Origin of the sequence: Actinoplanes sp. OR16, from assembly GCF_004001265.1 — a bacterium.
Taxonomy (GTDB): domain Bacteria; phylum Actinomycetota; class Actinomycetes; order Mycobacteriales; family Micromonosporaceae; genus Actinoplanes.
On the sequence record NZ_AP019371.1, the window covers coordinates 8,092,026 to 8,113,434 of the forward strand.

Genomic DNA, 21,409 nt, shown 5'->3' on the forward strand with positions numbered 1-21,409 from the left:
GCGGCGGTGCGATCCACGATGGCGGCGGCGTAGGTGGATTCCTTGAGTCGCCGTCCGATCGTCCGATAACCCTGGCGACCGGCCATCACCCCTGGAGGAACAGCACATGTCCACTCGTCAGTTCGTCACCTTCGAGGTCGCCGGTCAGTTCTTCGGCGTGGACGTGGACGCCGTGCAGGAGGTGCTGTCGTATAGCGAGTACACGCCCGTGCCGCTGGCGCCGAACGCGGTCGGCGGACTGTTCAACCTGCGCGGGCAGGTGATCGCCGCCGTCGACCTGCGGGTGCAGTTCGGTCTGCCGCGCCGCGACATGTCCGGCCTGGTGATGAACGTGATCGTGCGCTACGGCGACGAGCCGGTGAGTCTGCTGGTGGACCGCATCGGCCAGGTCGCCGACCTGGACTCGGACCTGTTCGAGGAGCCGCCGGCGACCCTGACCGGCCGATCCCGCGAACTGGTCATCGGCGCCTACAAGACCGAGGGCCGCCTGCTGCTGGTGCTCGACGTCGCCGAGTGCGTGAACACCACCCGCGTCGCGGCCTGAGACCGTCCGCCGCGGCTCTCCCGCCGCCGCGCCGACCGGGATCGCCGCCCCCTGTCGATAGATCAGCGCACTGTCAGGACAGCGTCGGCGAAGGCCGCGGGCGCCTCCTGCGGCAGGTTGTGGCCGGCCTCGATCACGCGGTGCTCGTGACCGGAGACGAACATCGGCGCGTGATCGGCGGTGCCGCCCGGTTTGAGCGGGTCGTCGGCGCCGTCCAGTGTCACCGCAGGCACGGTGATCTTCGGGCGGGCGGCCAAGCGCGCTTCGAGGTCGTCGTACGCCGGATCGCCCGCGACCTGGCCGAGCGCGTGCCGGTAGGCGTGGATCACCACGTCGACGAAGTCGGGATTGTCGAAGGAGGCGGCGGTCCGGGCGAACGCCGCCTCGTCGAAGGCCCACCGTGGAGACCATTGCCGCCACAGCATCCGGCACAGATCGCGGCGGTGCGCGGACAGGCTCTCCCGGCCGCGTCCGGTTTGGAACAGATGCTGGTACCACACGGTGTGCTCGATGCCCGGCTCGAAACCATGCCGCTGCCGTGCGATGTCGATGATGTCGTAGCCGGCCATCGACACCAGCCCGCCCACCCGCTCCGGCCACAGCGCGGCGGCGACACAGCTTGCCAGCCCACCCCAGTCGTAGCCGGCGAGGATCGGCCGTTCGAGACCGAGCGCCTCGACCAGGGCGATCAGGTCGGACCCGAGCGCCGCCTGCTGCCCACTCCGCATCGTCTCCGCGGAACGGAAACGGGTGGGTCCGAAACCGCGGTGGTACGGCCGGAGCACCCGTGCGCCACGATCCACCAACGCCGGGACCACGTCGTCATAGGCATGGATGTCGTAGGGGAACCCGTGCGACAACACGACCGGCCACCCCTGGGAGGGGCCGTCCTCGACGTAGGCGATGGACAGGACGCCGGCATCCACCCGCCTCGGCTGGGCGGTCACGGTTGGGGCACGCTGCGCGCGGAGTGTGCGGGGGTGGAGCGGGGCGGTCCGCCGTACGACGAAGGAACTCGGAGAAAGGCCAGGGCGCCGAACGCCACCGCGGCGACGGTGCACGCCGGGATCAGCCAGGTAGGCTGACCGTCCGCTGAGGAGCCGGCCCGCACCGCCGCGTGCAGGACGAACACCGGGAATCGCGTGTCACCGAGATGGATCGCCAGCTCGATCGCCTGGCGGACGACGGCGAACACCGGCGCCACGGCCAGGACCAGCGCCGCCCCGGTCAGCACCGCGACCGTGCGGCGGCGTCCCGGCGAGGACGAGCGCAGGCGGTAGGCGCCGGCCGCGGCCAGCAGCCAGCCGGCCAGCAGTCCGAGGATGCCGCCGGCGATGGTCAGCGGCAGGTAGGCGGCGGTCCGCTGGGCGAACATCGTGGCCGAGAAGCCGCCCAGGTAGAGCTGCCCGTCGGCGTACTGGTAGTCGACCCGCCCATGCACGATCACACCGTCGCGGGTGGCCTGGAGGTGCGCGGCGGTGAAATGGGTTCCCGGTTCCGCGTTCTCCGGATTCTCGTACGCCGGTGCCACGGCGAACGACGTGACCGTCCACCCGGCGGCCGTGATGCGATCGCGCACCGCGGTGGCGATCCGTTCCGGGTCGGCGCCGGGCCGGCGGGCGGTCGGCGTACTGAGAAGGAGGTATTCGTCGGCGTGGTCGGATGTGCTCATCCGCCGCAGCGGCATGTCCTGGCCGAGGCCGGGGCCGAGAAGACGCTGCACCTCGGCCTGTCCCGGCAGTGGCGCGAACGTGCGCCCACCCGCCCAGCTGCCGGCCGCCGCACCGAGGACTCCTGTCGCCACCATGACCAGCACCGCGGTGAGCAGCACGAGCGGCCGCCTCGGTAAGCGGAAACGCTGGCGCAGTCCACCGGCGATCAGGTCCCAGCTCTCCGCGGCGGACGGCCGGCGGCGACCGGGATCGGCCATCTCCATCAGCGTCGTGACGATCTCGGTGCCGTGCCGTCGCCGGTAGGGACCGGAGTGTGCCAGCAACAGCAGCCGGTAGTGCCGTTCGATCGTCATGCGATACCTCCGTCGGGGGCGAGCCGCAGCTGCGCCCGGGCCGCCTCGGTGCGCCGCTGCAGCCGCGCGATCTCGGTGCTCAGCGCCGTCGTGCCGTCAGCGGTGAGCCGGTAGTAGCGCCGCAGCCGGCCGTCCACCGCCTCCTCGTGGTCGAGCTCGATGAGACCCTGCTCGGCGAGGCGGTCGAGAGCCCCGTAGAGGGTGCCCGGCCGCAGCTTCACCTCGCCGGCGGAGAGCTCGCCGGCCGCCTGCACGATGCCGTATCCATGCCGTGGCTGCGCCGCCAGCGCCGCCAGGATGAGAAAGGTGGGTTCCTGCACGGCGATCAATTTACGTCCACCGGCATATATCGTCAACCGACCTATAGAAGCCCGGCGAGTCGGTAGAGCACCAGCGAGCCCGCCACGGCGACGTTCAAGCTGGATCCGGTGCCGACCATCGGGATCTCGACGGCGCTGTCGAGCAGGTCGAGTGCCTCCGCCGGGATGCCGGTCGCCTCATGACCGAGCACCATGACGGTCCGCCGCCGGGCAACCGGCAGATCAGCGAGCCGGACGGCTTCGTCGGCCAGTTCCACGCCGACGATCGCCGCTCCCGCGCTGCGCTGCTCGGCCAGCCACCGCAGCGGGTTCCCGACGCGATGCACGCAACCGGGCTCCCGCAGCGTGTTCCCCCGGGCGATCGCGTCGTCCACCCAGCGGAACGGCGGCACGGCCAGGCACGCCCCGACCGCGTCACAGGTCCGCAGCAGCGTTCCCAGATTCGCCCCGTGCATCGGCCACAACGGCGCCGCGACGAGATGCCCCCAGCAGCGATGCCGGCGAGGACGGCGAGCAGAACGGATCTCTCCCGGGGTCCGGACCCGGATGGAGGCTCTCACCGGACGGAGGCAGAACCGCCCCGGAACTCATCAGTCATAGTGAGCGTGCTTCTCGGCGCACGCGAGCCATCGACAGGTGACGTGATCGCGCACCAGCGTACCGCGACCGGTCGATGGCGGACATCGACCGGCCTGTACTCTTCGCCGTCGTGCGTGCGATCTTCGTTCTGGCCGTGGCGATCCTTGTCGGCTTCCTCGTCAGCCCGCTGGTACGCGCCGACGCCGGCTGCGTGCCCACCCCGTCGGCCTCGTCGCCGGCGGCGCTGACCGGCTGGACCGAGGCGCAGATCGCGAACGCCCGGCTGATCGTCACCGCCGGCGCCGGCCGCGGGATTCCGGAACGAGGACTGGTCATCGCGGTCGCCACGGCCATGCAGGAGTCCGGGCTGCGGAACCTGCGCGGCGGCGACCGGGACTCGATCGGCCTGTTCCAGCAGCGCCCGAGCCAGGGTTGGGGTACGCCGTCGCAACTGCGCGATCCGGCGTACCAGACGGGGAGGTTCTTCGACAAACTGCTGACCATCGACGGCTGGCAGAAGATGCGGCTCACCGACGCGGCCCAGGCGGTGCAGGTGTCCGCCTATCCGGAGGCCTACGCGAAGCACACCGGTGAGGCGACCCACCTGGTCGAGGCGCTGTCCGCGACCTCCTGCTAGCGGCCGTACCTGTCGAACGAGACGGTCCAGTCGCCGAGACCGTTCCAGATCGGCAGCTCACGCGGGGTGTTCTTCACGTCGACGATGTCGCCGACCTTGAAGTTGTTGTAGACCCACTTGGCGTCGGCAGTGCTGAGGTTGATGCAGCCGTGCGACAGGTTCGCCCGGCCCAGCGAGCCGTTCCAGGGCGCGGCGTGCAGGTATTCGCCCGAGTAACTGATCCGCGTGCAGAACTCGATGTTCTCCGACACGTAGTAGTTCGGGTCGTCCTTGTCGGTCACGCCGTAGCTGGCCGAGCTCATCGTGTGCCGGCGCTTCTTGCCGAGCACCACGTGCGGGCCGCCGGCCGTCCAGTAGCTGATCTTCTGGCCGTTCGCGCCGGTGGTGCCGCCGCCCTTGCCGAGGCTGCTCTTCATGGTGCGGACGAGCTTGCCGTCGACGTAGACCTTCGTCATGTGCGTGCGGTTGTCGCTGATCGCGATCAGCTCCCGCCCGATCTTGAAGCTGGTCGACGCGTTCTTCCCGCCGTACGTCTTCTTGCCCAGCTTCTGGCCGAACACGTTGACGCTGACCTTGATCGTGGTGCCGGCCTTCCAGTACTTGGCCGGCCGCCAGTGCACGGTCCGGTCGTCCTTCCAGTAGAACTTGCCCTCGACCTTCGGCGACGTGGTGATCTCGATGGCCTTCTCGGCGGCCTCCTTGTTGACCGCGCGGCTGAACGCGACGATCACCGGCTGGCCGACGCCGTACGTGCTGCCCTCCTTGAGGAGCAGCATCGCGTTGGCCTGGAAGTTGACCTTCGCGGTGGCCTCCGGCTTGAGCGTGCTGAACGTGTGGTCCTTCGTGCTCTCGACGCCGGCGCTGTCCGTGGCGACGACGGTGACCTTGTACTTCTTGCCGTACGCCAGGTCCTCGGACGACTTCCAGGTCCCGTCGGCCTGGATAGTGCCCTCGATCTTCGTCTTGCCGGAGGTGACGGTGACCGATTTGAGGGTGCCGTCCTGGGCGCTCACCACGATCGGCTTGATCGGCGACCACTCGGTGGCCCCGGCCTCCGGGGTGAGGTTCAGGCTCACCGGCGTCACGACGGGAGCAGACTCGACCTGAGCCACCGGGTCGACCCAGGTGGTCGATCCGCCGCCGGCGGCCTTGCTGCCACCGGACGAGGAACATCCGGCCGCGGTGGCGGCCGCGGCCACGCCGACCGCACCGATGATCACTCTACGTCGTCGAATCATGACTCTCACAATCGAGGGGTCCTGGCGCCATCCGTGGCCCTGCAGAGAACAAGACGTGTAGCAGGCCCGGAATCGTTGCCTGTCGTGTCAAGCAATCTCTGAAGGAGGGGGTCATCTTGACAGATCTTGATCTCGCGCGGTAGACCGCGTTGATTCCCGCCCGCTGCCGTCCTTTACCATCGCCCCGACGACAGCTCTGGCCAAAAAGCGGGGACAAAAAGTGACATCGGACGACATTTCACGCCGGGAGGCGGAGCGGTTGCGCGGCTTGGACGAGGCCGGACGCGTATCCGTGATGTTCGAGGCCATCGCCGAGCAGGGCGCGCTCTGGGTCTGGGGTGACGAAGGCGACATCCTCTTCACCGAGGACGGGCGGCGCCGCGACCTGCTGCCGATCTGGCCCTACGCCACGGTGGCCCGGCTGGAGAACGAGGGCGACGTCGACGGCGAGCACGCCATCCGGATCCCGGCCCGCGACTTCCTGAAGGAGTGGCTGCCGCAACTCGACGAGGACGACGCGGACATCGCGATCTTCCCGGTCGAGGAACGGAACGCGGCGGTGCTCACCCTCGCCGAGTTCCGTTCCCGCGTCGGTTCCTAGGCCTTGGCGGCGCTGGCCACGGTCAGCGCCTCGGCCGCGTGCTGGTTCATGTCCAGCTCGCTGTGGATCACGTCGAGCACGCGACGATCCGCCCCGATCACGAAGGTCATCCGTTTCGTGCTGAGGGGACCCAGCGCGAGCTTGCGCTTCACGCCGTACGCGGCGATGGTCGTGGAATCGGGGTCGGACAGCAGCGGGTAATCGAACGTGTAGGTGTCCGCGAACTGCTTCTGCTTCTCGACCGGATCCTTGCTGATGCCGACGCGCTGCACGCCGGCAGCCCGGTATTCCGCCGACAGGTCCCGGAAGTGGCAGGCTTCGGCGGTGCAGCCCTTGGTCATGGCGCCGGGGTAGAAGAAGAGGACCACGGGCCCGTCCGCGACGAGGTCGCTCAGCCGCCGCGGGGTGCCGTCCTGGTCGGGAAGTTCGAAGTCGGGCGCGAGGTCGCCCTTTCCTATGCTCACCCGATGCAGGGTACTGCCGCCGGCCGACGGCCTGCGCCGCCGATCGCCGGCACCCCGAAGAGGAATGACATCGCCCGGGTGGAGCGTCTCGGCGTCCGATGGCTCACCCTGGGCTGACGGCCGCCACTCAGTAGTCGCCCTTGATGACGAAGTAGGAGCCGCGGATGGTGCCGGCCAGTTTCGACTTCTGACGGGCGAATTTGAACGAACCGAGTTCTTCCGGAACGTCCATGCCGTCGGAGAGTTTGAAGCCGACCGCCCGTTTCCCGCCCTCGTCGACGGTCCACATGACGTTGACGGACAAGCCACTCTCGTAGAAGACGTACGCCATCTTGATGTTCTCCACCTGGAAGGCGGTCGCCTCGAGCGCGGGCGAGGAGATGACGATGCCGCGCTCTTCCGCGAGGATGCGGTGCACGTAGTCGATGATCGGCTGCGCGTCGGCGGCGGGCGAGACCGTGAAGACGTGGTCGTACTTGTTCTTGAAGTAGCGAGCCTCGTTCGCCCGGAGTCCGGCCAGCACGGAAGCGACCGGCGACGATTCGAGACCGGTGGTCGAGACGGTGGCGAAATCCACTTCATAGGTCATGGCACACTCACCCTAATCCAAGATCAAAGGACGGAAATGGGCATTCTGTACGATTATTTCCGGGCACCCGGCGATGACGCGGTCCGTCGGCGCCTGGACGAGAACGACGCGATGTCGCCGCTCGACGACCCGTTCCCCGGAATCGCGCTCAAGACCATCGACCCCACCGTGATCCTAGGGCAGCTGATCGCCGCGGCGCTCGGCCGCGGCTGGGACGTCGACCTGATGAAGGACCGCTTGATCTGGCCGGAGGGCGGCGAGCAGGACCCCGGCCACGAGGGCCCCTGGGTGACCCGGCTCAGCGACCAGGCCCGCGACGCCCTCGCCGGCATCCCCGCCGACCGCGTGCCCGCGCTGGCCGAGCAGTGGGCGACCGCCGAGGAGTTCCACGGCTACGGCGACCCGGAATACCTGCGCGAGGTCATCACCGACTTCATCGCCCTGACGATGCAGGCCGGGGAGCGGAACGAGGCCGTCTACTGCTGGATCTGCCTCTGACCGTGTTCGCTGGCAGTGAACGCCGGAAGAACCTGGACGCGGCCACGGTTGAGCCGACCGTACTCAACCCTCGGAGGTTCCCGGTGACCAGCAAACGACTCCCCGTGTTGTTCCTCGACGACATCGTCCTGCTCCCCGGCATGGCGGTGCCCGTCGAGTTGGACGAGAAGACCCGGGCCGCGGTCGACGCCGCCCGCACCTCGGCCGGCTCCGAACTTCTGATCGCCCCGCAGCTCGACGACCGGTACGCGTCCTACGGCGTGGTCGCGACCGTCCAGCAGGTGGGCAAACTGCGGGGCGGCACGCCCGCCGCCGTCCTGCGCACCGGCGTCCGCGCCCGCATCGGCAGCGGCGTGACCGGACCCGGCGCCGCGCTCTGGGTGGAGGCCGAGCTGGTTCCGCCGGCCGCGCCCACCGAGAAGGCCGTCGAGCTGGCCGCCGAATACAAGAAGCTGGTCGTCTCGGTGCTCCAGCGCCGGGAGGCCTGGCAGGTCATCGAGTCGGTGAGCGCCATCGACGACCCCGGTGACCTGGCCGACACCGCGGGCTGGGCGCCGTACCTCTCCAACGACCGCAAGCGCGAGCTGCTGGAGACCCCCGACGTCGAGGCCCGGCTGCGCGTGCTGATCGACTGGACCGGCGAGTTCCTGACCGAGTCCGAGGTCAGCGAGAAGATCGAGCACGACGTCCGCGAGTCGGTCGAGAAGCGCAATCGCGAGTACCTGCTCCGCGAGCAGCTCAAGGCCATCCGCAAGGAGCTCGGTGAGGGCGAGGCCGACGACAACGACGACTATCGCGCCCGGGTCGAGGGGGCAGATCTTCCCGATTCGGTACGCGAGGCAGCGCTGCGCGAGGTGGACAAACTCGAACGGACCGGCGACCAGAACCCGGAGGCCGGGTGGATCCGCAGCTGGCTCGACACGGTCCTGGACCTGCCGTGGTCGGAACGCACGACCGACAACACCGACCTGGAAGCGGCCCGCGCGGTCCTCGACACGGATCACCACGGCCTCGACGAGGTCAAGGAGCGGATCGTCGAATACCTGGGCGTCCGTGCCCGCCGCGAATCCCGTGGCCTGGCGGTCGTCGGCGGCCGGGGCTCGGGTGCGGTGATCCTGCTGGCCGGTCCTCCCGGTGTCGGCAAGACCTCGCTCGGCGAGTCGGTGGCGAAGACCCTCGGCCGCAAGTTCGTCCGGGTCGCGCTGGGTGGCGTGCGTGACGAGGCCGAGATCCGAGGACACCGCCGGACGTACGTCGGCGCGCTACCGGGCCGGATCGTCCGCGCCATCCGGGAAGCCGGCACGATGAATCCGGTCGTCCTGCTGGACGAGGTGGACAAGGTCGGCAGCGACTACCGCGGCGACCCGGCCGCGGCGCTGCTCGAAGTCCTGGACCCGGCGCAGAACCACACGTTCCGCGACCACTACCTCGACCTGGACCTGGACCTGTCCGACGTGCTGTTCATCGCGACCGCGAACACCCTGGAGACGATCCCGCAGGCGCTGTTCGACCGGATGGAACTGATCTCGATCGACGGCTACACCGAGAACGACAAGGTCGCGATCGCCCGCGACTTCCTCCTCCCCCGCCAGCTGGAACGGGCCGCCCTGTCGCCCGGCGAGGTGACGGTCACCGAGGCCGCGCTGCGCGAGATCGCCGCGAACTACACCCGGGAGGCGGGCGTCCGGTCGTTCGAGCGCCTGCTGGCGAAGGCCCTGCGCAAGGTCGCCCTGGGCACCCTGCCCGCGACGGTCGAGGCAGCCGACCTCGCCGATCTGATCGGACGGCCGCGGTTCACCCCGGACTCGGCCGAGCGCACCGCCGTTCCCGGTGTGTCGACCGGTCTGGCGGTCACCGGCATGGGCGGCGACGTCCTCTACATCGAGGCGTCGCTGCTCCCCGGCGACAAGGGCGGTCTCTCCGTCACCGGCCAGCTCGGCGATGTGATGAAGGAATCCGCTCAGATCGCTTTGTCGTACGTCCGATCGCACGCCGGTGAACTGGGTATCTCGCCGGAACAGCTGGATCACCCGATCCACCTGCACGTGCCCGCGGGCGCGGTGCCGAAGGACGGGCCGTCGGCCGGCGTCACGATGACGACCGCGCTGGTGTCGCTGCTGCTCGGGCGCAACGTGCGGGCCGACGTCGGGATGACCGGTGAGGTCTCGCTGACCGGCCGGGTCCTCCCGATCGGCGGGGTGAAGCAGAAGCTGCTGGCCGCACAGCGCGCCGGGCTCACCGAGGTGTACCTGCCACAGCGCAACGAGCCGGATCTCGACGACGTGCCGGCCGATGTCCTGGCGGCGCTGACCGTGCACATCGTTTCCGACGTACGAGAAATCCTGAAGACCGCCCTGGATGAGGTCTCCGTCGGCACGGTAGCCGCGGCCTGATCCTCTGACCGGTGACGCCCGGCCCGCTGGATGAGCGGGCCGGGCGTTCCCCTGTGTCAGTTGCAGGTGGAACCGTTGAGCGTGAAGCCGGTCGGTGCGGCCGCGTTGCCGGTGTGCGTGGCCTGGTAGCCGATGCTGACCGAGCTGCCCGGCGCGATCGAGCCGTTGTAGCCGACGTTCTTCGCGGTCACCGTCCCGCTGGACGGGGCATACGTCGCACTCCAGCCGGACGTGATGGCCTGCCCGGTGGCCAGCGTGAAGACCAGGGACCAGCCGTTGATCGCCGTCGTGCCGGTGTTGGCGATCGTGACGCTGTTGGTCAGGCCGGTGTTCCAGGCGTTCACGGCGTTCGTCACCTTGCAGGCGCCGGTGCCGGTGCTCGGGCTGGAACTCGGGCTGGCGCTCACACTGGGACTCGGGCTGGCGCTCGCACTGGGACTCGTGCTGACGCTCGGGCTGCTCGACGGCCGGCTTCCTCCCGCCGCAGTGATGATCGCGTCGACGATCCCCTGCTGCGTGACGGCGCCGGAGTTGCGGTCGAACAGGCCGAAGCCGTGCTGCCCGTTCCAGCCGTTGTCCCAGTACGCGGTCGCCGCCCCGTACTTCTTCGCCGCCGACACCACGGCCCGCGCGTAGTCGGCGCGGTACCTGTTGCTGGACGAGTCGTACGTCGTCTTGTCGATCGAGCCGTACTCACCGACGAAGACCGGGTAGCCGCGCGTCACGAAGGTGTCGTACATCTTCTTCATCTGCCCGTCCAGGAAGTCCTCCTGGCCCCAGGTCGACTTCTTCGCCGGGTTCGTCGCGTTCGCGCCCCACTGGGTGATCGTGCCGTCCTCGGTGCCGGTGAAGTCCCACGGGTCGTAGTAGTGCACCGAGATGATCAGCCGCTGCTCGGCCGCCGGGATGGTGGACGACCGGTACTGATCGGTCGGGATCACGAACCCGTAGTTGCCGGCCGTGTAGTCGATGTTCGTGTTCCAGCCGGGCACCAGCAGCCAGCGGGAGGCGTTCGTCCCGCCGGTCCGGCGCACGGTGTCCACGAAGATCTGGTTGTAGGCGTTGATGTTCGAGTAGCACGGCTGGGTCGGGTTGCCGTACTGGCCGTCGAACTCCTCGTTCATCGACTCGAAGATCAGGTGGTCGTTGTAGCCCTGGAACTTCGTCGCGACCTGCTGCCAGACCTTCTGATACTTCTCCCGGATCGTGGTCTGCGACGCCGCGTCACAGATCAACCAGGAGCCGGCGACGCTCTTGTAGCCGTCGCCGTGCATGTTGATCAGCACGTAAAGGCCGCGGCCGTGAGCGTAGTCGACGACCTCCTTGATCCGGTTCAGCCAGGCGGCGTCGACGGTGTAGTCCGGGGCCGCGCCGATCTTCCCGAGGTAGGAGACCGGAATCCTGATGGTCTTGAAGCCGGCGGCCTGCACCCGGTCGATGAAGGCCTGCGTGACGACCGGGTTGCCCCAGGCCGTCTCACTGGGAACGCCGTTGTTGCTGGCTTCCAGGGTGTTGCCGAGGTTCCAGCCGGCACCCATGTCGGCGACCAGCTGGGCGGGGGTGAGCTGGGCGGTGACGTCGGCCGCTGCCGGTCTGGTCACGCCGTAGAAAGCGCCGGTGACGGCCAGGGCGGCGGCGAGGAACGCCATCCCGGCTTTCTTCAGTCTCATGGGGATGTGTGCCTTTCGGGGGGCGATTAATGTTGGGAGCGCTCCCATCATCGCAAAGTGTCAATGCCTTGTCACCGCCTTGTTTCAGCCGTGCTACACCGCCGGCAGTGGCGGCCGGCTCGAGGCGTTGTACGCGTTCTTGGCCGCGACCACGGCCGCCTGCACATGCTCGGGATCGACGCCGCTGACGTTGAGGGGCGGGTGCAGGCGCCGGACCAGGGTGGCCTCGACGGAGTTCGGCTCGGCGTCCTGAGCCCAGGTCAGCCGCAGATGAACGTGCATCCAGGCGGTCGGCCGGGCGGCTTCCGGCCTGCCGCATCCCGCACGGGACGTGAGACGGCAGGCCGGCGCGTCACGACGCGTTCACGGCGTCACGGGAGCGTGCCAGGTCGCGTGCCACGTCTGCGGGCCGATCACGCCGTCGATCTCGAGTTTCTTCTCCCGCTGGAACTGCACGCAGACCTGCTCGGAGTCCTTGTCATAGACGCCGTCGGTGCGGATGCGCCAGCCGCGGTCCTTCATCTTGAGCTGCCAGGTGCGCACGTCGTCGCCGGCCATGACGGGCGGCTGGGTGATGTGCCGGTGCCAGCCTTTCGGCGTACCGGAGATCTTCTTCGGGGATCCCGAGTAGTCAAGCCCGGGGATCAGGCCCGCGTGGGTCCAGTTCCGGCCGACGGCGTTGAAGCTGTTGACGCCGAACTTCCGGCCGCGCGCCTCGATCGTGCTGCCGTTGCCGAGGCTGACCGCCACGTGCGCGGAGTCCGGCCGGGTCTTGCCGAACGGGTTGCCGCCGGCGAACCGGAACAGCAGCGCGCCCTGGGTGTCGATCGCCCGGCTGACCTTGATCAGGGTGTCGTGCCTGCGGCAGTGCTGGGCCTGCAGCCAGGAGCCGTCCGGCATCCTCGGATCGATCTTGAAACGGCCGCAGCCCCACTCGATGAGCTCGGCACAGTCGAAGGCGGAGGGATTCGGGTTGGCGATCTTGTTCTCCACGCCGAACAGGTAGCGGTCGCCCTTCTGCTTCAGCAGCAGGCCGACGAGATCGGCTGCACTGGTCATTGCGGTTCTCCTTACGGGTGGACGATCCGGTCACCGGACCGGATCGGGTCGAAGTGACGGATGGCCGGCCGAGGCCGCCTCGCGGTGTGAGCCCACGGGGAGCCGCAGGATGACGTCCTCGTCCGCCTGGCCCTCGAACCAGCGGTTGCCGTTCTGCCAGAGGTGCGCGGCGGACACCTGCCGCACCTTCGCGGCGTGGTCACGCCAGTCGGCGCCCGGCTTGAAGAAGTGACCGTTGTCCGACCAGGCGTCGGCCATCGCCCGCCAGCCGTAACGGATGAGGCCCCGCGCTCGCATGTCGGCGATCGCCACGTCACCCGCGTACAGGTCGACGTGGTAGTGCCCGTTCAGGGCGCGCTGGTACGCGGCCAGGTAGGCGGCGAGCCTGCCGTGCCGGTGGTGGTCGGGCTGGCCCTCGTCCCAGGACACGTAGATCGACGCGCCGCGGGCCAGGCCACGCTCGCGCCAGAAGGCCAGGTCGGCCGCGCCGTCGGCGGTGCCGGCCTTCGCGCCTTCGGTGACGCGCGACTCGTACCACTCGGAGTTGGCGATGACGTCGTAGCCGGCCCGCAGGAGCCGGTGCAGCTCGTCCCTGCCGCACAGCTTCCACTGGGTCGTGTGGCGGGTGTTCCCGACGCCGGCGCTGTAGCGGATGACGAACTTCGCGCCGTGGGCGGCGGGTCCGGTGATCGGGTGGGGCCGGAATCCGGCGTAGTCGATACCTCGGTCGAACACTGACAAAGCCATGGTGGACATGTCCGTACGGTCACCGCAGGGCCTCCTCGCGGACCTTGCGGCGACCTTGCGGCGCAGCTCAGGATGCTGATGTGGAGTTCCGGCTCTTCGGCGAGGTGCAACTGGTGGCCGCGGGGCGGCCGCTGGAGACCGGCACGCCCCGGCAGCAGGCGGTGCTCGCGGCCCTGGCGGTGGAGGCGGGACGTGCGGTGGCGATCGAGACGATCGTGGACCGGGTGTGGGGTGACAACCCGCCGGCCGAGGCACGCAACGTGCTGTACTCGCACGTCAGCCGGATCCGCCGGATGCTGAGGCAGGCGGTCGCGTGCGGTGACGGCACGGTGGTCCGGCTCGAACGCCGGCACGCCGGATACGTGCTGGACGCCGACCCGGAACTGATCGACATCCACCGGTTCGCCCGCCTCGCCGAGCTGGGCCGGGACCCGTCCCGTGCCGACACCGAGCAGGCCCGGGTGCTGGTGGAGGCGCTGAGCCTGTGGCGCGGCATCCCGCTGGCGGCGCTCACCGGCGACTGGGTGTCGGCGGTGCGCGAGAGCTGGCACCGGCGGCGCCTGGACGCCGCCGTCCACTGGGCACGCGCCGAGCTGCGGCTCGGCCGCGCCGAGGCGGTGATCAGCACGCTGCCCGACCTGATCACGGAGTACCCGCTCGCCGAGCCGCTCGAAGTGCTGCTCATGACCGCGCTGCACACGGCCGGCCGGGATGCGGAGGCGATGGACCGCTACGTCACGGTGCGGCAGCGGCTGGCCGACGCGCTGGGCGCCGATCCCGGGCCGGAGCTGCGGGCCCTGCACCAGGCCATCCTGCGCGGCGAGCCGGCCACCGCGCCGCTCGGCGATCGGCGAGCGCCGGCGCAGCTGCCTCCGGACGTGTACGGCTTCACCGGGCGCGAGGAACCGTTGCGGCAGATGGACGCGCTGCTGGACGACGGGCACACCGTGGTGATCGACGGCATGGCCGGCATCGGCAAGACGGCGCTGGCCGTCCACTGGGCCCACCGGACGGCGCCGCACTTCCCGGACGGCCGGCTCTACGTCAATCTCCGTGGATTCGATCCGACCGGGACACCGGTGACGCCGGACGAGGCGGTCCGCGGTTTCCTCGACGCGCTCGGCGTGCCACCCGAGCGGATCCCGGTCACGCTGGACGCCCAGACGGCGCTGTACCGCAGCCTGCTGGCCGGCCGGCGGATCCTGGTGCTGCTGGACAACGCCCGCGACGTCGAGCAGGTCCGCCCGCTGCTGCCCGGGGCGCCCGGCTGCATGACCGTGGTGACCAGCCGCAATCAGCTCGCCGGGCTGGTCGTGACGACCGGGGCGCACCCGATGACCCTGGACCTCCCGCCGGCCGGCGAGGCCCGGCAGCTGCTGGTGCGCCGGCTGGGATCCGGCCGGGTCATGGCCGACCTGCCCGCCACCGACGACATCGCCGCGATGTGCGGGCGTCTTCCGCTGGCGCTGGCCATCGTGGCGACCCGCGCGGCGACCCGGCCCGGCCTCCCCCTGTCCGTCCTCGCCGCCGAGTTGCGGGAGGCCCAGGGCGGGCTGGAGGAGTTCACCGATCCGGACGTGGCAAGCGACGTACGAGCGGTGTTCTCCTGGTCCTACCGGCAGCTCAGCCCGCCCGCCGCGGGACTGTTCCGGCTGCTGGGGCTGCACGCCGGACCGGACATCGGCATGGCCGCCGCGGCCAGCCTCGCCGGCCGCCCGGTGACGGAGATCCGCCCGTTGCTGGCCGAGCTGGCCCGGGCCCACCTGATCCAGCGAACTCTCAGCCGGTACGCGTTCCACGATCTGCTGCGCGCGTACGCGACGGAGCTGGCCTCCACTGTCGACGACGAGACCGAGCGGTCGGCCGCGCTGCACCGGGTGCTCAGCCACTACGTCGCCAGCGCCCACGCCGCCGATCGGCTGCTCAATGCCCACCGCGACGACCCCGCGACGCCGCCGCCGGTCCCGACCGGGGTCGAACCGGAACGACCGGCCGGCCGGCGTCCGGCGCTGGACTGGTTCGTCGCCGAGCACCGGGTGCTGCTGGCGACGCTCGGCCGGTCCGGCGACGACGCCCTCGTCTGGCAGCTGGCCTGGGCGCTGGTCCGCTTCTTCGCGTACCACGGGCACTGGCAGGACTCGATCAGCGCCCTCACCGTCGCGGTGAGTTCGGCCCGGCGGCTGGGGGATTCGGGCAAGGAGGCTTTCGCGCACCGGTACCTGGGCTGCGCGAACATCCGGCTCGGCGGTTTCACCGAAGCCGGCGCACGCCTGCGCGACGCGCTGACGCTGTACCGCGCGGCCGGTGACCTCGCCGGCGAGGCGCACACCCGGCGTCACCAGGCCTGGCTGCTGGAGTGCCAGGGCTGCTACCCGGAGGCGCTCGCGCACGCCCGGCAGGCCCTCGGCCTGTTCCACACCGCCGGCCATCGGGCAGGAGAGGCGCGGGCGCTGAACGCCGTCGGATGGTTCACCGCGATGCTGGGCGACCACGCCGGGGCGATCGACCACTGCGAACGGGCACTCGACCTGCAGCGCGGCCTCGGTGACCGGTTCGGGCAGGCCGAGACCTGGGACAGCCTCGGATACGCCAACCAGCGTCTCGGCCGGCACACCGCGGCCATCGTCTGCTATCGGACCGCTGTCGCGCTGTACAGGGAGTTCGACGACCGGTACAACGAAGGAGACACCACCGCGTCGCTCGGCGACGCTCTCTACGCGGCGGGCGACGCCACATCCGCCCGGGACGCCTGGCGTCGGGCGGCCGACATCCTCGACCTGCTGCACCACCCGGACGCCGGCCGGGTCCGCGCCAAGCTCCTGGCTCCCACCCGACCCTGACCGGAGGTCCACAGTGCACGAGATATCGGTTACCCCGGAGGAGTTCGACGCGCTGGTAGAGGCGGTCAACGACGGCGACGTGCCTCCCGAGGGGATGCTGCGGCACCTGCTGACGGCGCTGGAGGACGAGTCGCCGAGCCAGGCCGTCGACAAGGCGTTCATGGCTGAAGCGCCGCACACCAGGCACATCGACGTACGATTCAAGATCGGTCGTTGATCGCCGGGGATGCGCACCGTCCTGGTCTCGATGCCCTTCATGGACATCGACCGGCCGTCCATCCAGCTGGGCCTGCTCAAGGCGATCGGTGAGCGGAACGGCTTCGCCGTGCGGACCCTGCACGCCAACCTCGACTTCGCGGCGCGGATCGGGGTGGACCAGTACCGCGAGCTCGCCGAGACGCGGGGGTCGCTGGTCGGTGACTGGCTCTTCTCCGTCGAGGCGTTCGGCGAGCAGGCCCCCGATCCGGCCGGCCGGCTGCCGGACGAGCTGGGCGCGGACCCGGCGTACGGTGAGCGGCTGCGGCACCTCCGTGACCATGACGTGCCCGCGTTCCTCGACTCCCTCATGGACGCCGTCGCCTGGACCGAGGTGCGGGTCGTCGGCTTCAGCTGCACCTTCCAGCAGAACACCGCCTCGTTCGCGCTGGCACGCCGGCTGAAGAGACGGTTCCCGCACCTCGTCACGGTCTTCGGCGGGGCCAACTTCGACGGCGAGATGGGCCCGGAGCTGGTCCGCACCGTCGACTGCATCGACCTGGCGGTCAGCGGTGAGGCGGACACCGCGTTCCCGCGCCTGCTGGCGGCGCTGGCCGCCGGAACGGACCCGGCGGCGGTGCCGGGCGTCTGCCGCCGTGCCGGTGACACGTGCGTCGCGACGCCGCCCGAGCCGCCGTACGACGAGCTCGACGACCTGCCGCCGCCGGACTACGGCGAATACTTCGAGCGCGCGGAACTGCTGGGCGTCGTGCCCCGCGCCGCGCGCCGTCAGGTGTGGCTGCCGTTCGAGAGCGCCCGCGGATGCTGGTGGGGCGAACGGCACCACTGCACGTTCTGCGGGCTCAACGGCACGACCATGCCGTTCCGTTCCAAGTCGCCGGCCCGGGTCCTGGACGAGCTGGCCGGCCTCGCTCACCGGTACGGGACCTTCCGCTTCGAGGCGGTGGACAACATCCTCGACCCGCGCTATCTGCGGGAACTGTTCCCGGCGATCGCCGACACCGGCGCCGACTACGAATTCTTCTACGAGGCGAAGGCCAACCTCACCCGCGCGCAGCTCCGGGTCCTCGCCCGCGGCGGGGTGAGCCGCCTGCAGCCCGGTCTCGAATCGTTGAGCTCCACGGTGCTGCGTCTGATGGACAAGGGTGTGCGGGCCGCGCAGAACGTCAACCTCCTGCGCTGGGCGCGGTACTACGGCATCGACGTGGCGTGGAGCATCCTGTGGGGATTTCCCGGCGAGTCCGCGGAGGACTACGCCGACCAGGCAGCCGCCGTACCTCACCTGAGGCATCTGCAGCCACCGGAGGGTTCCGGACGGATCTGGCTCGAACGCTTCAGCCCTCTCTTCGCCCGGCAGCCGGGCCGCTGCGTGCCCGAGATCGGTTACCGCTACATCTATCCGAAGGGGATCGACCTCGACCGGGTCGCGTACTTCTTCGACCACGAGATCGACGGCGCCCTGCCGGACAGCGCCTACGAACCGCTGCGCCGGGCCCTCGCCGACTGGGCCGCTTCCTGGCGCTCCGGGCCGCAGCCCTCCCTCACCTATCGGTCAGCGCCGGGCGTACTGCAGATCAACGACACCAGGCATGCGGGGTACGACGGAACGTACACCTTCGAGGGTGTCCTCGCCGACATCTACCTCGCCTGCACCGACCGCCCGATCACGGCTGCCGCCGTCCGGGAACGGCTGGAGCCGGCCCGGCCGATCGGCTACGTGGCGGAGGTGCTCGACGAGTTCCACCGGCGCGGCCTCGTGTTCCGCGACGACCGGTTCGTGGTGGCGCTGGCGCTTCCCGCCACTCCCGGCCGCTGATCGAGTTTCCGGAACTTTCGGAGACCAATCGGCCCACAGCTCACTCCCGAGCCGTCATGAACAGCAAATATTCACCGTTGTAATTATCGGTAACGGCTTGATATGTTTCGGTCGATCCGGCTCTGACAGCGACCACATCCCCATCCCCAGGCGCTGCATCCGGCGAAAGGACCGACCATGACAAGACACTGGCGTACGCTGCTGGCCTCGCTGGCCGCGGTCCTCGCCGGCCTGGTGGCCACCACCACGCTCCTCCCGGCGTCCCCCGCCGCCGCGGCCACGCTGACCGAGGTCACCGGTTTCGGCACGAACCCCACCGGCATCCGGATGCACCTCTACGTCCCCGATCGGCTGCCCGCCAAGCCGGCGGTGCTGGTGGCCGTGCACTACTGCACCGGCTCCGGCCCGGCGTTCTACTCCGGCACCGAGTTCAAATCGCTGGCCGACCAGTACGGCTTCATCGTCATCTACCCGTCGACGGTGCGTACCGGGAACTGCTGGGATGTCTCCTCGGCGGGCGCGCTCACCCACAACGGCAACAGCGACCCGGTCGGCATCACCTCGATGGTGCGGTACGTGCAGCAGAGGTACGCCACCGACACGGCACGGACCTATGTCACCGGCGCCTCGTCCGGCGCGATGATGACCAACGTGTTGCTCGCCGACTACCCGGACGTGTTCGCCGCCGGCGCCGCGTTCATGGGCGTGCCGGACACCTGCTTCCAGGCGACCGCGGGCAACCCCGCCGACCCCGGTCAGCAGGCCGGATGGAACAGCGCGTGCGCTAACGGCCAGGTCATCAAGACCGCTGCCCAGTGGGGTGACGCGGTACGCAACTCGTACCCCGGCTATTCCGGCCCCCGCCCGCGCATGCAGCTGTGGCACGGCGTCACGGACACGACGCTGCACTACAACAACTTCGGCGAAGAGATCAAGCAGTGGACCAACGTGCTCGGCGTCAGCCAGACACCGGTCAAGACCGACACGCCGCAGTCCGGCTGGACCCGCACCTGGTACGGCAACGCCTCGGCACAGCCGCCCGTCCAGGCCATCAGCATCGCGGGCGTCGGCCACTCGCTCCCGCTGGCAGGTCAGGCCAAGATGGCGATCAGCTTCTTCGGCCTGGACGGCACCGTCGTCTCGCCGTCCCCGTCACCGTCCTCACCGTCACCCTCCCCCTCGACCTCTCCCTCGACCTCTCCCTCCCCCTCGACCCCGCCCTCGTCGTCACCGCCGCCGGTCCCGGGCGGCTGCACCGCCGCGATCTCACTGAACTCCTGGACCGGCGGCTACGTCGCCACCGTCACGGTCACCGCCGGCACCACACCGCTCAACGGCTGGACCGTCGGCACCACCCTGCCCTCGGGCTCCGCCGTCACCAACACATGGAGCGCAACAGCGAGTGGTACGACCGGCGCGCCGACCTTCACGAACGTGAGCTACAACGGCACTGTCGCACCCGGCGCCACCACCCAGTTCGGCTTCCAGGGCACCGGAACCGGCCCGTCCACCGCCACCTGCACCGCCCGCTGACACCAGGGGCCGGCTCCACCCATGGAGCCGGCCCCCGACTCCTGCAGATCTTGATCGTTCTGCCACCGAGCGGCTTCGCGCGGCTCTCCCCCGCCATGGCCGTGTTCGCTTCTGGTACGCCCATCACGCTCGCGGGCGATCGGTCACATCGACCGCACGGGCGACGCCACGTGCGCACACCGGCTGCCGGGCTCGCCGAAGCGCGGCACCGTTGTGCGCGGAACCGTCTCAGAGATCCACAACTTCGGCGTCTTCGTACGCCTCGAAGGGGAACCGGCCGACCTGCCTGGTTCCGGATTCATGCGGATTCCGGAGCTGAGCTGGGAGTACTTCGACGACCCGGCTGACGTTCACCCGTGGGCAGGTGCAGCTTTCACTGAAAGCCTTGCAGGAAGATCCACTCGTGCAGTTCGCTGATCGAGTAGGTGATCAGCTTTCCGGTTCAGTCATCAAGGTAGTGCCCTTCGGTGTATTCGTCCGCGTCGCGCCCGGTATCGCGGGGCTCCTTCACCAGTCGGACCTGACCCGGGAGCCGGCATGGGGAGAGACGGTTCCCGTCACGATCGTCGAGGTGGACCGGCCTCAACGGCGAGTGCGGCTCAAACCCGCCCTCGGACGCTGACCCGCCGGCCCACACCATGGAACTACAGCGCGGAACCTGGGCTCGGGCCTACCGGCCCGCGCCACCCTCCCGTTTCGCGACAGCCTCTCCACCAGCACGGGGACGCGGAGCCTCGGGAGCCTCCACCCCCGACGGTGCCGGCGAGCCGAACGGCAGGCGGTCGTCGAGCCGTCGCAGCGCCGCGGCGATCACCACCGCTGCGCCGAGGGTGATCAGGACGGTCGGACAGCCCAGATCAACGACGTCCGCGAGGGGCAACAAACCGTACCCACGGCTGCCCAGGCGCCCATCAGCTTCAACCGCGCCGCGACGATTCAGTGAGCCATCGCTACCTGGCGCGCCCCATGTTGCCGAGTCATCGCGGTATCCGGGTGGCCTGCAACATGAGTCGGCCGGCGGTTACTTCTCGGCGGCAGGAGAGTACGCGGATCATTCCGTTCTCACCGCTTTACCGCCTTCGCGCATTCGAGGGCAGGCTTCAGACGTTGCAGCACTGTCCTGTGGACGTCCACCACCACCGGGTCATCACTGTGGTACGCCTGGGAGGTCTCTACAAGATCGCGCGCGTCTTTCAGACTGAGGCCGAAAACAAGCCTGGCAGCCCGAACCGCTGCGATGATGCACAACCCGTTGACCGCGAACAGATCGAGTACATCATCGACATCCGAGCCGTCCACGAATCGCTGACGTCCGGCTGCGGAAACGGCGTCGGCGTGCTCCATTCGCGTCATGCCGATCAGTATCGTCGAGCCCTTCTGACTTCGGTCGTGAAAGCCGGGCCCGAATGGGCGGCTCTTTGGGACCCTCGCGGCGCACTTCGGCATGATCAATGTTCGTGACTTTCGGGCCCACTGCGCAGGCGTTGACGGGTGAGCGCGAGCATGTCGATCAGCCAGCCAGGCCCGCCGGTGATGTCTCGCGCGCAGAAGGCGTCGCCCCTCGGACGGGCCGGCGCCCGCCGCTAGAGGTGGCCCGAATGTCCGTTGCTTCGCGGGCGAAGGTGCCGGCATCGCTTGT

The 21,409-nt window shown here is 69.6% G+C and carries 24 protein-coding genes; 11 read left to right on the plus strand and 13 right to left on the minus strand.

Features of this window, described 5'->3' with window-relative positions; genetic code table 11:
• The first annotated feature begins 106 nt into the window (after positions 1-106).
• Entirely contained in the window at positions 107-544 is a 438-nt protein-coding gene (locus tag EP757_RS37255; protein ID WP_127553044.1) for a chemotaxis protein CheW, read from the plus strand.
• 62 nt (positions 545-606) lie between these two features.
• Here EP757_RS37255 and EP757_RS37260 read toward each other — a convergent pair whose 3' ends face one another.
• From EP757_RS37260 to EP757_RS37275, 4 genes are read right to left on the minus strand one after another with little or no spacing between them, the layout of a single operon-like run.
• A complete protein-coding gene (locus EP757_RS37260; RefSeq protein WP_127553045.1) occupies positions 607-1,491 on the minus strand; it encodes an alpha/beta fold hydrolase in 885 nt (294 codons plus the stop codon).
• On the minus strand, positions 1,488-2,570 hold the full coding sequence (locus EP757_RS37265; RefSeq protein WP_127553046.1) for a hypothetical protein: 1,083 nt from the start codon (positions 2,568-2,570) through the stop codon (positions 1,488-1,490). Before EP757_RS37265 ends, EP757_RS37260 begins: the two co-directional genes overlap by 4 nt.
• A complete protein-coding gene (locus EP757_RS37270) occupies positions 2,567-2,890 on the minus strand; it encodes a PadR family transcriptional regulator (RefSeq protein ID WP_127553047.1) in 324 nt (107 codons plus the stop codon). Before EP757_RS37270 ends, EP757_RS37265 begins: the two co-directional genes overlap by 4 nt.
• A gap of 41 nt (positions 2,891-2,931) precedes the next feature.
• Positions 2,932-3,345, minus strand: coding sequence for a TrmH family RNA methyltransferase (locus EP757_RS37275; protein ID WP_197725470.1), 414 nt, complete (start codon positions 3,343-3,345; stop codon positions 2,932-2,934).
• Positions 3,346-3,599: 254 nt separating this feature from the next.
• Here EP757_RS37275 and EP757_RS37280 point away from each other — a divergent pair, with 254 nt between their 5' ends.
• Positions 3,600-4,106, plus strand: a complete 507-nt coding sequence (locus tag EP757_RS37280; protein ID WP_127553049.1) for a peptidase M23 — start codon at positions 3,600-3,602, stop codon at positions 4,104-4,106.
• On the opposite strand, the gene EP757_RS37285 is transcribed toward EP757_RS37280, so the two are convergent.
• A complete protein-coding gene (locus tag EP757_RS37285; protein ID WP_127553050.1) occupies positions 4,103-5,344 on the minus strand; it encodes an Ig-like domain-containing protein in 1,242 nt (413 codons plus the stop codon). The genes EP757_RS37280 and EP757_RS37285 overlap by 4 nt on opposite strands.
• A gap of 220 nt (positions 5,345-5,564) precedes the next feature.
• Here EP757_RS37285 and EP757_RS37290 point away from each other — a divergent pair, with 220 nt between their 5' ends.
• Positions 5,565-5,945, plus strand: a complete 381-nt coding sequence (locus EP757_RS37290; RefSeq protein ID WP_127553051.1) for a DUF2750 domain-containing protein — start codon at positions 5,565-5,567, stop codon at positions 5,943-5,945.
• Here EP757_RS37290 and EP757_RS37295 read toward each other — a convergent pair.
• Positions 5,942-6,409 (minus strand): peroxiredoxin, encoded by a 468-nt coding sequence (locus EP757_RS37295; RefSeq protein WP_127553052.1) that lies wholly within the window; start codon positions 6,407-6,409, stop codon positions 5,942-5,944. The two genes, EP757_RS37290 and EP757_RS37295, sit on opposite strands and share 4 nt — an antisense overlap.
• 127 nt (positions 6,410-6,536) lie before the next feature.
• The gene (locus EP757_RS37300) at positions 6,537-6,998 is read right to left on the minus strand and encodes a phage tail protein (RefSeq protein ID WP_127553053.1); all 462 of its coding nucleotides are present in this window, start codon (positions 6,996-6,998) and stop codon (positions 6,537-6,539) included.
• A gap of 36 nt (positions 6,999-7,034) precedes the next feature.
• Here EP757_RS37300 and EP757_RS37305 point away from each other — a divergent pair, with 36 nt between their 5' ends.
• Positions 7,035-7,496, plus strand: coding sequence for a hypothetical protein (locus EP757_RS37305; RefSeq protein WP_127553054.1), 462 nt, complete (start codon positions 7,035-7,037; stop codon positions 7,494-7,496).
• An 83-nt stretch (positions 7,497-7,579) separates the two neighbouring features.
• Complete coding sequence (lon, locus tag EP757_RS37310) at positions 7,580-9,889, plus strand: endopeptidase La (RefSeq protein ID WP_255435315.1); 2,310 nt, start codon at positions 7,580-7,582, stop codon at positions 9,887-9,889.
• 56 nt (positions 9,890-9,945) lie between these two features.
• Here lon and EP757_RS37315 read toward each other — a convergent pair whose 3' ends face one another.
• From EP757_RS37315 to EP757_RS37330, 4 genes are all read right to left on the minus strand, one after another.
• The gene (locus EP757_RS37315; protein ID WP_127553055.1) at positions 9,946-11,559 is read right to left on the minus strand and encodes a cellulase family glycosylhydrolase; all 1,614 of its coding nucleotides are present in this window, start codon (positions 11,557-11,559) and stop codon (positions 9,946-9,948) included.
• 93 nt (positions 11,560-11,652) lie between these two features.
• Positions 11,653-11,841, minus strand: a complete 189-nt coding sequence (locus EP757_RS37320; RefSeq protein ID WP_232050207.1) for a hypothetical protein — start codon at positions 11,839-11,841, stop codon at positions 11,653-11,655.
• Positions 11,842-11,922: 81 nt separating this feature from the next.
• Positions 11,923-12,618: a peptidoglycan-binding protein gene (locus EP757_RS37325; RefSeq protein WP_127553056.1), complete on the minus strand. Its 696-nt coding sequence runs from the start codon at positions 12,616-12,618 to the stop codon at positions 11,923-11,925.
• A gap of 30 nt (positions 12,619-12,648) precedes the next feature.
• Positions 12,649-13,374, minus strand: coding sequence for a glycoside hydrolase domain-containing protein (locus EP757_RS37330; RefSeq protein ID WP_127553057.1), 726 nt, complete (start codon positions 13,372-13,374; stop codon positions 12,649-12,651).
• A 71-nt stretch (positions 13,375-13,445) separates the two neighbouring features.
• Here EP757_RS37330 and EP757_RS37335 point away from each other — a divergent pair, with 71 nt between their 5' ends.
• From EP757_RS37335 to EP757_RS37360, 6 genes are all read left to right on the plus strand, one after another.
• A complete protein-coding gene (locus tag EP757_RS37335) occupies positions 13,446-16,205 on the plus strand; it encodes a BTAD domain-containing putative transcriptional regulator (protein WP_127553058.1) in 2,760 nt (919 codons plus the stop codon).
• Between the two features lie 13 nt (positions 16,206-16,218).
• Positions 16,219-16,422: a hypothetical protein gene (locus EP757_RS37340; RefSeq protein ID WP_127553059.1), complete on the plus strand. Its 204-nt coding sequence runs from the start codon at positions 16,219-16,221 to the stop codon at positions 16,420-16,422.
• 9 nt (positions 16,423-16,431) lie between these two features.
• Positions 16,432-18,237: a RiPP maturation radical SAM C-methyltransferase gene (locus EP757_RS37345; protein ID WP_127553060.1), complete on the plus strand. Its 1,806-nt coding sequence runs from the start codon at positions 16,432-16,434 to the stop codon at positions 18,235-18,237.
• Between the two features lie 177 nt (positions 18,238-18,414).
• Complete coding sequence (locus EP757_RS37350; protein WP_127553061.1) at positions 18,415-19,770, plus strand: PHB depolymerase family esterase; 1,356 nt, start codon at positions 18,415-18,417, stop codon at positions 19,768-19,770.
• 183 nt (positions 19,771-19,953) lie between these two features.
• Entirely contained in the window at positions 19,954-20,187 is a 234-nt protein-coding gene (locus tag EP757_RS44925) for a S1 RNA-binding domain-containing protein (RefSeq protein ID WP_370457881.1), read from the plus strand.
• Positions 20,135-20,392 (plus strand): S1 RNA-binding domain-containing protein, encoded by a 258-nt coding sequence (locus EP757_RS37360; RefSeq protein WP_232050208.1) that lies wholly within the window; start codon positions 20,135-20,137, stop codon positions 20,390-20,392. The genes EP757_RS44925 and EP757_RS37360 overlap by 53 nt, the downstream gene beginning before the upstream one ends.
• Before the next feature lie 48 nt (positions 20,393-20,440).
• Here EP757_RS37360 and EP757_RS37365 read toward each other — a convergent pair whose 3' ends face one another.
• Together EP757_RS37365 and EP757_RS37370 are read right to left on the minus strand one after the other, a co-directional pair.
• Positions 20,441-20,650, minus strand: coding sequence for a hypothetical protein (locus EP757_RS37365; protein WP_127553062.1), 210 nt, complete (start codon positions 20,648-20,650; stop codon positions 20,441-20,443).
• A 182-nt stretch (positions 20,651-20,832) separates the two neighbouring features.
• On the minus strand, positions 20,833-21,123 hold the full coding sequence (locus EP757_RS37370) for a hypothetical protein (protein ID WP_127553063.1): 291 nt from the start codon (positions 21,121-21,123) through the stop codon (positions 20,833-20,835).
• Between the last annotated feature and the right edge of the window lie 286 nt (positions 21,124-21,409).

Bases quoted from the DNA above. Each gene is read 5' to 3' on its own strand.
- EP757_RS37265 (WP_127553046.1), bottom strand. From the start codon at position 2,570: ATGACGATCGAACGGCACTACCGGCTGCTGTTGCTGGCACACTCCGGT.
- EP757_RS37285 (WP_127553050.1), bottom strand. From the start codon at position 5,344: ATGATTCGACGACGTAGAGTGATCATCGGTGCGGTCGGCGTGGCCGCG.
- EP757_RS37325 (WP_127553056.1), bottom strand. From the start codon at position 12,618: ATGACCAGTGCAGCCGATCTCGTCGGCCTGCTGCTGAAGCAGAAGGGC.
- EP757_RS37330 (WP_127553057.1), bottom strand. From the start codon at position 13,374: ATGTCCACCATGGCTTTGTCAGTGTTCGACCGAGGTATCGACTACGCC.
- EP757_RS37255 (WP_127553044.1), top strand. From the start codon at position 107: ATGTCCACTCGTCAGTTCGTCACCTTCGAGGTCGCCGGTCAGTTCTTC.
- EP757_RS37300 (WP_127553053.1), bottom strand. From the start codon at position 6,998: ATGACCTATGAAGTGGATTTCGCCACCGTCTCGACCACCGGTCTCGAA.
- EP757_RS37370 (WP_127553063.1), bottom strand. From the start codon at position 21,123: ATGACGCGAATGGAGCACGCCGACGCCGTTTCCGCAGCCGGACGTCAG.
- EP757_RS37305 (WP_127553054.1), top strand. From the start codon at position 7,035: ATGGGCATTCTGTACGATTATTTCCGGGCACCCGGCGATGACGCGGTC.
- EP757_RS37320 (WP_232050207.1), bottom strand. From the start codon at position 11,841: ATGCACGTTCATCTGCGGCTGACCTGGGCTCAGGACGCCGAGCCGAAC.
- EP757_RS37350 (WP_127553061.1), top strand. From the start codon at position 18,415: ATGACAAGACACTGGCGTACGCTGCTGGCCTCGCTGGCCGCGGTCCTC.
- EP757_RS37275 (WP_197725470.1), bottom strand. From the start codon at position 3,345: ATGCACGGGGCGAATCTGGGAACGCTGCTGCGGACCTGTGACGCGGTC.
- EP757_RS37315 (WP_127553055.1), bottom strand. From the start codon at position 11,559: ATGAGACTGAAGAAAGCCGGGATGGCGTTCCTCGCCGCCGCCCTGGCC.
- EP757_RS37345 (WP_127553060.1), top strand. From the start codon at position 16,432: ATGCGCACCGTCCTGGTCTCGATGCCCTTCATGGACATCGACCGGCCG.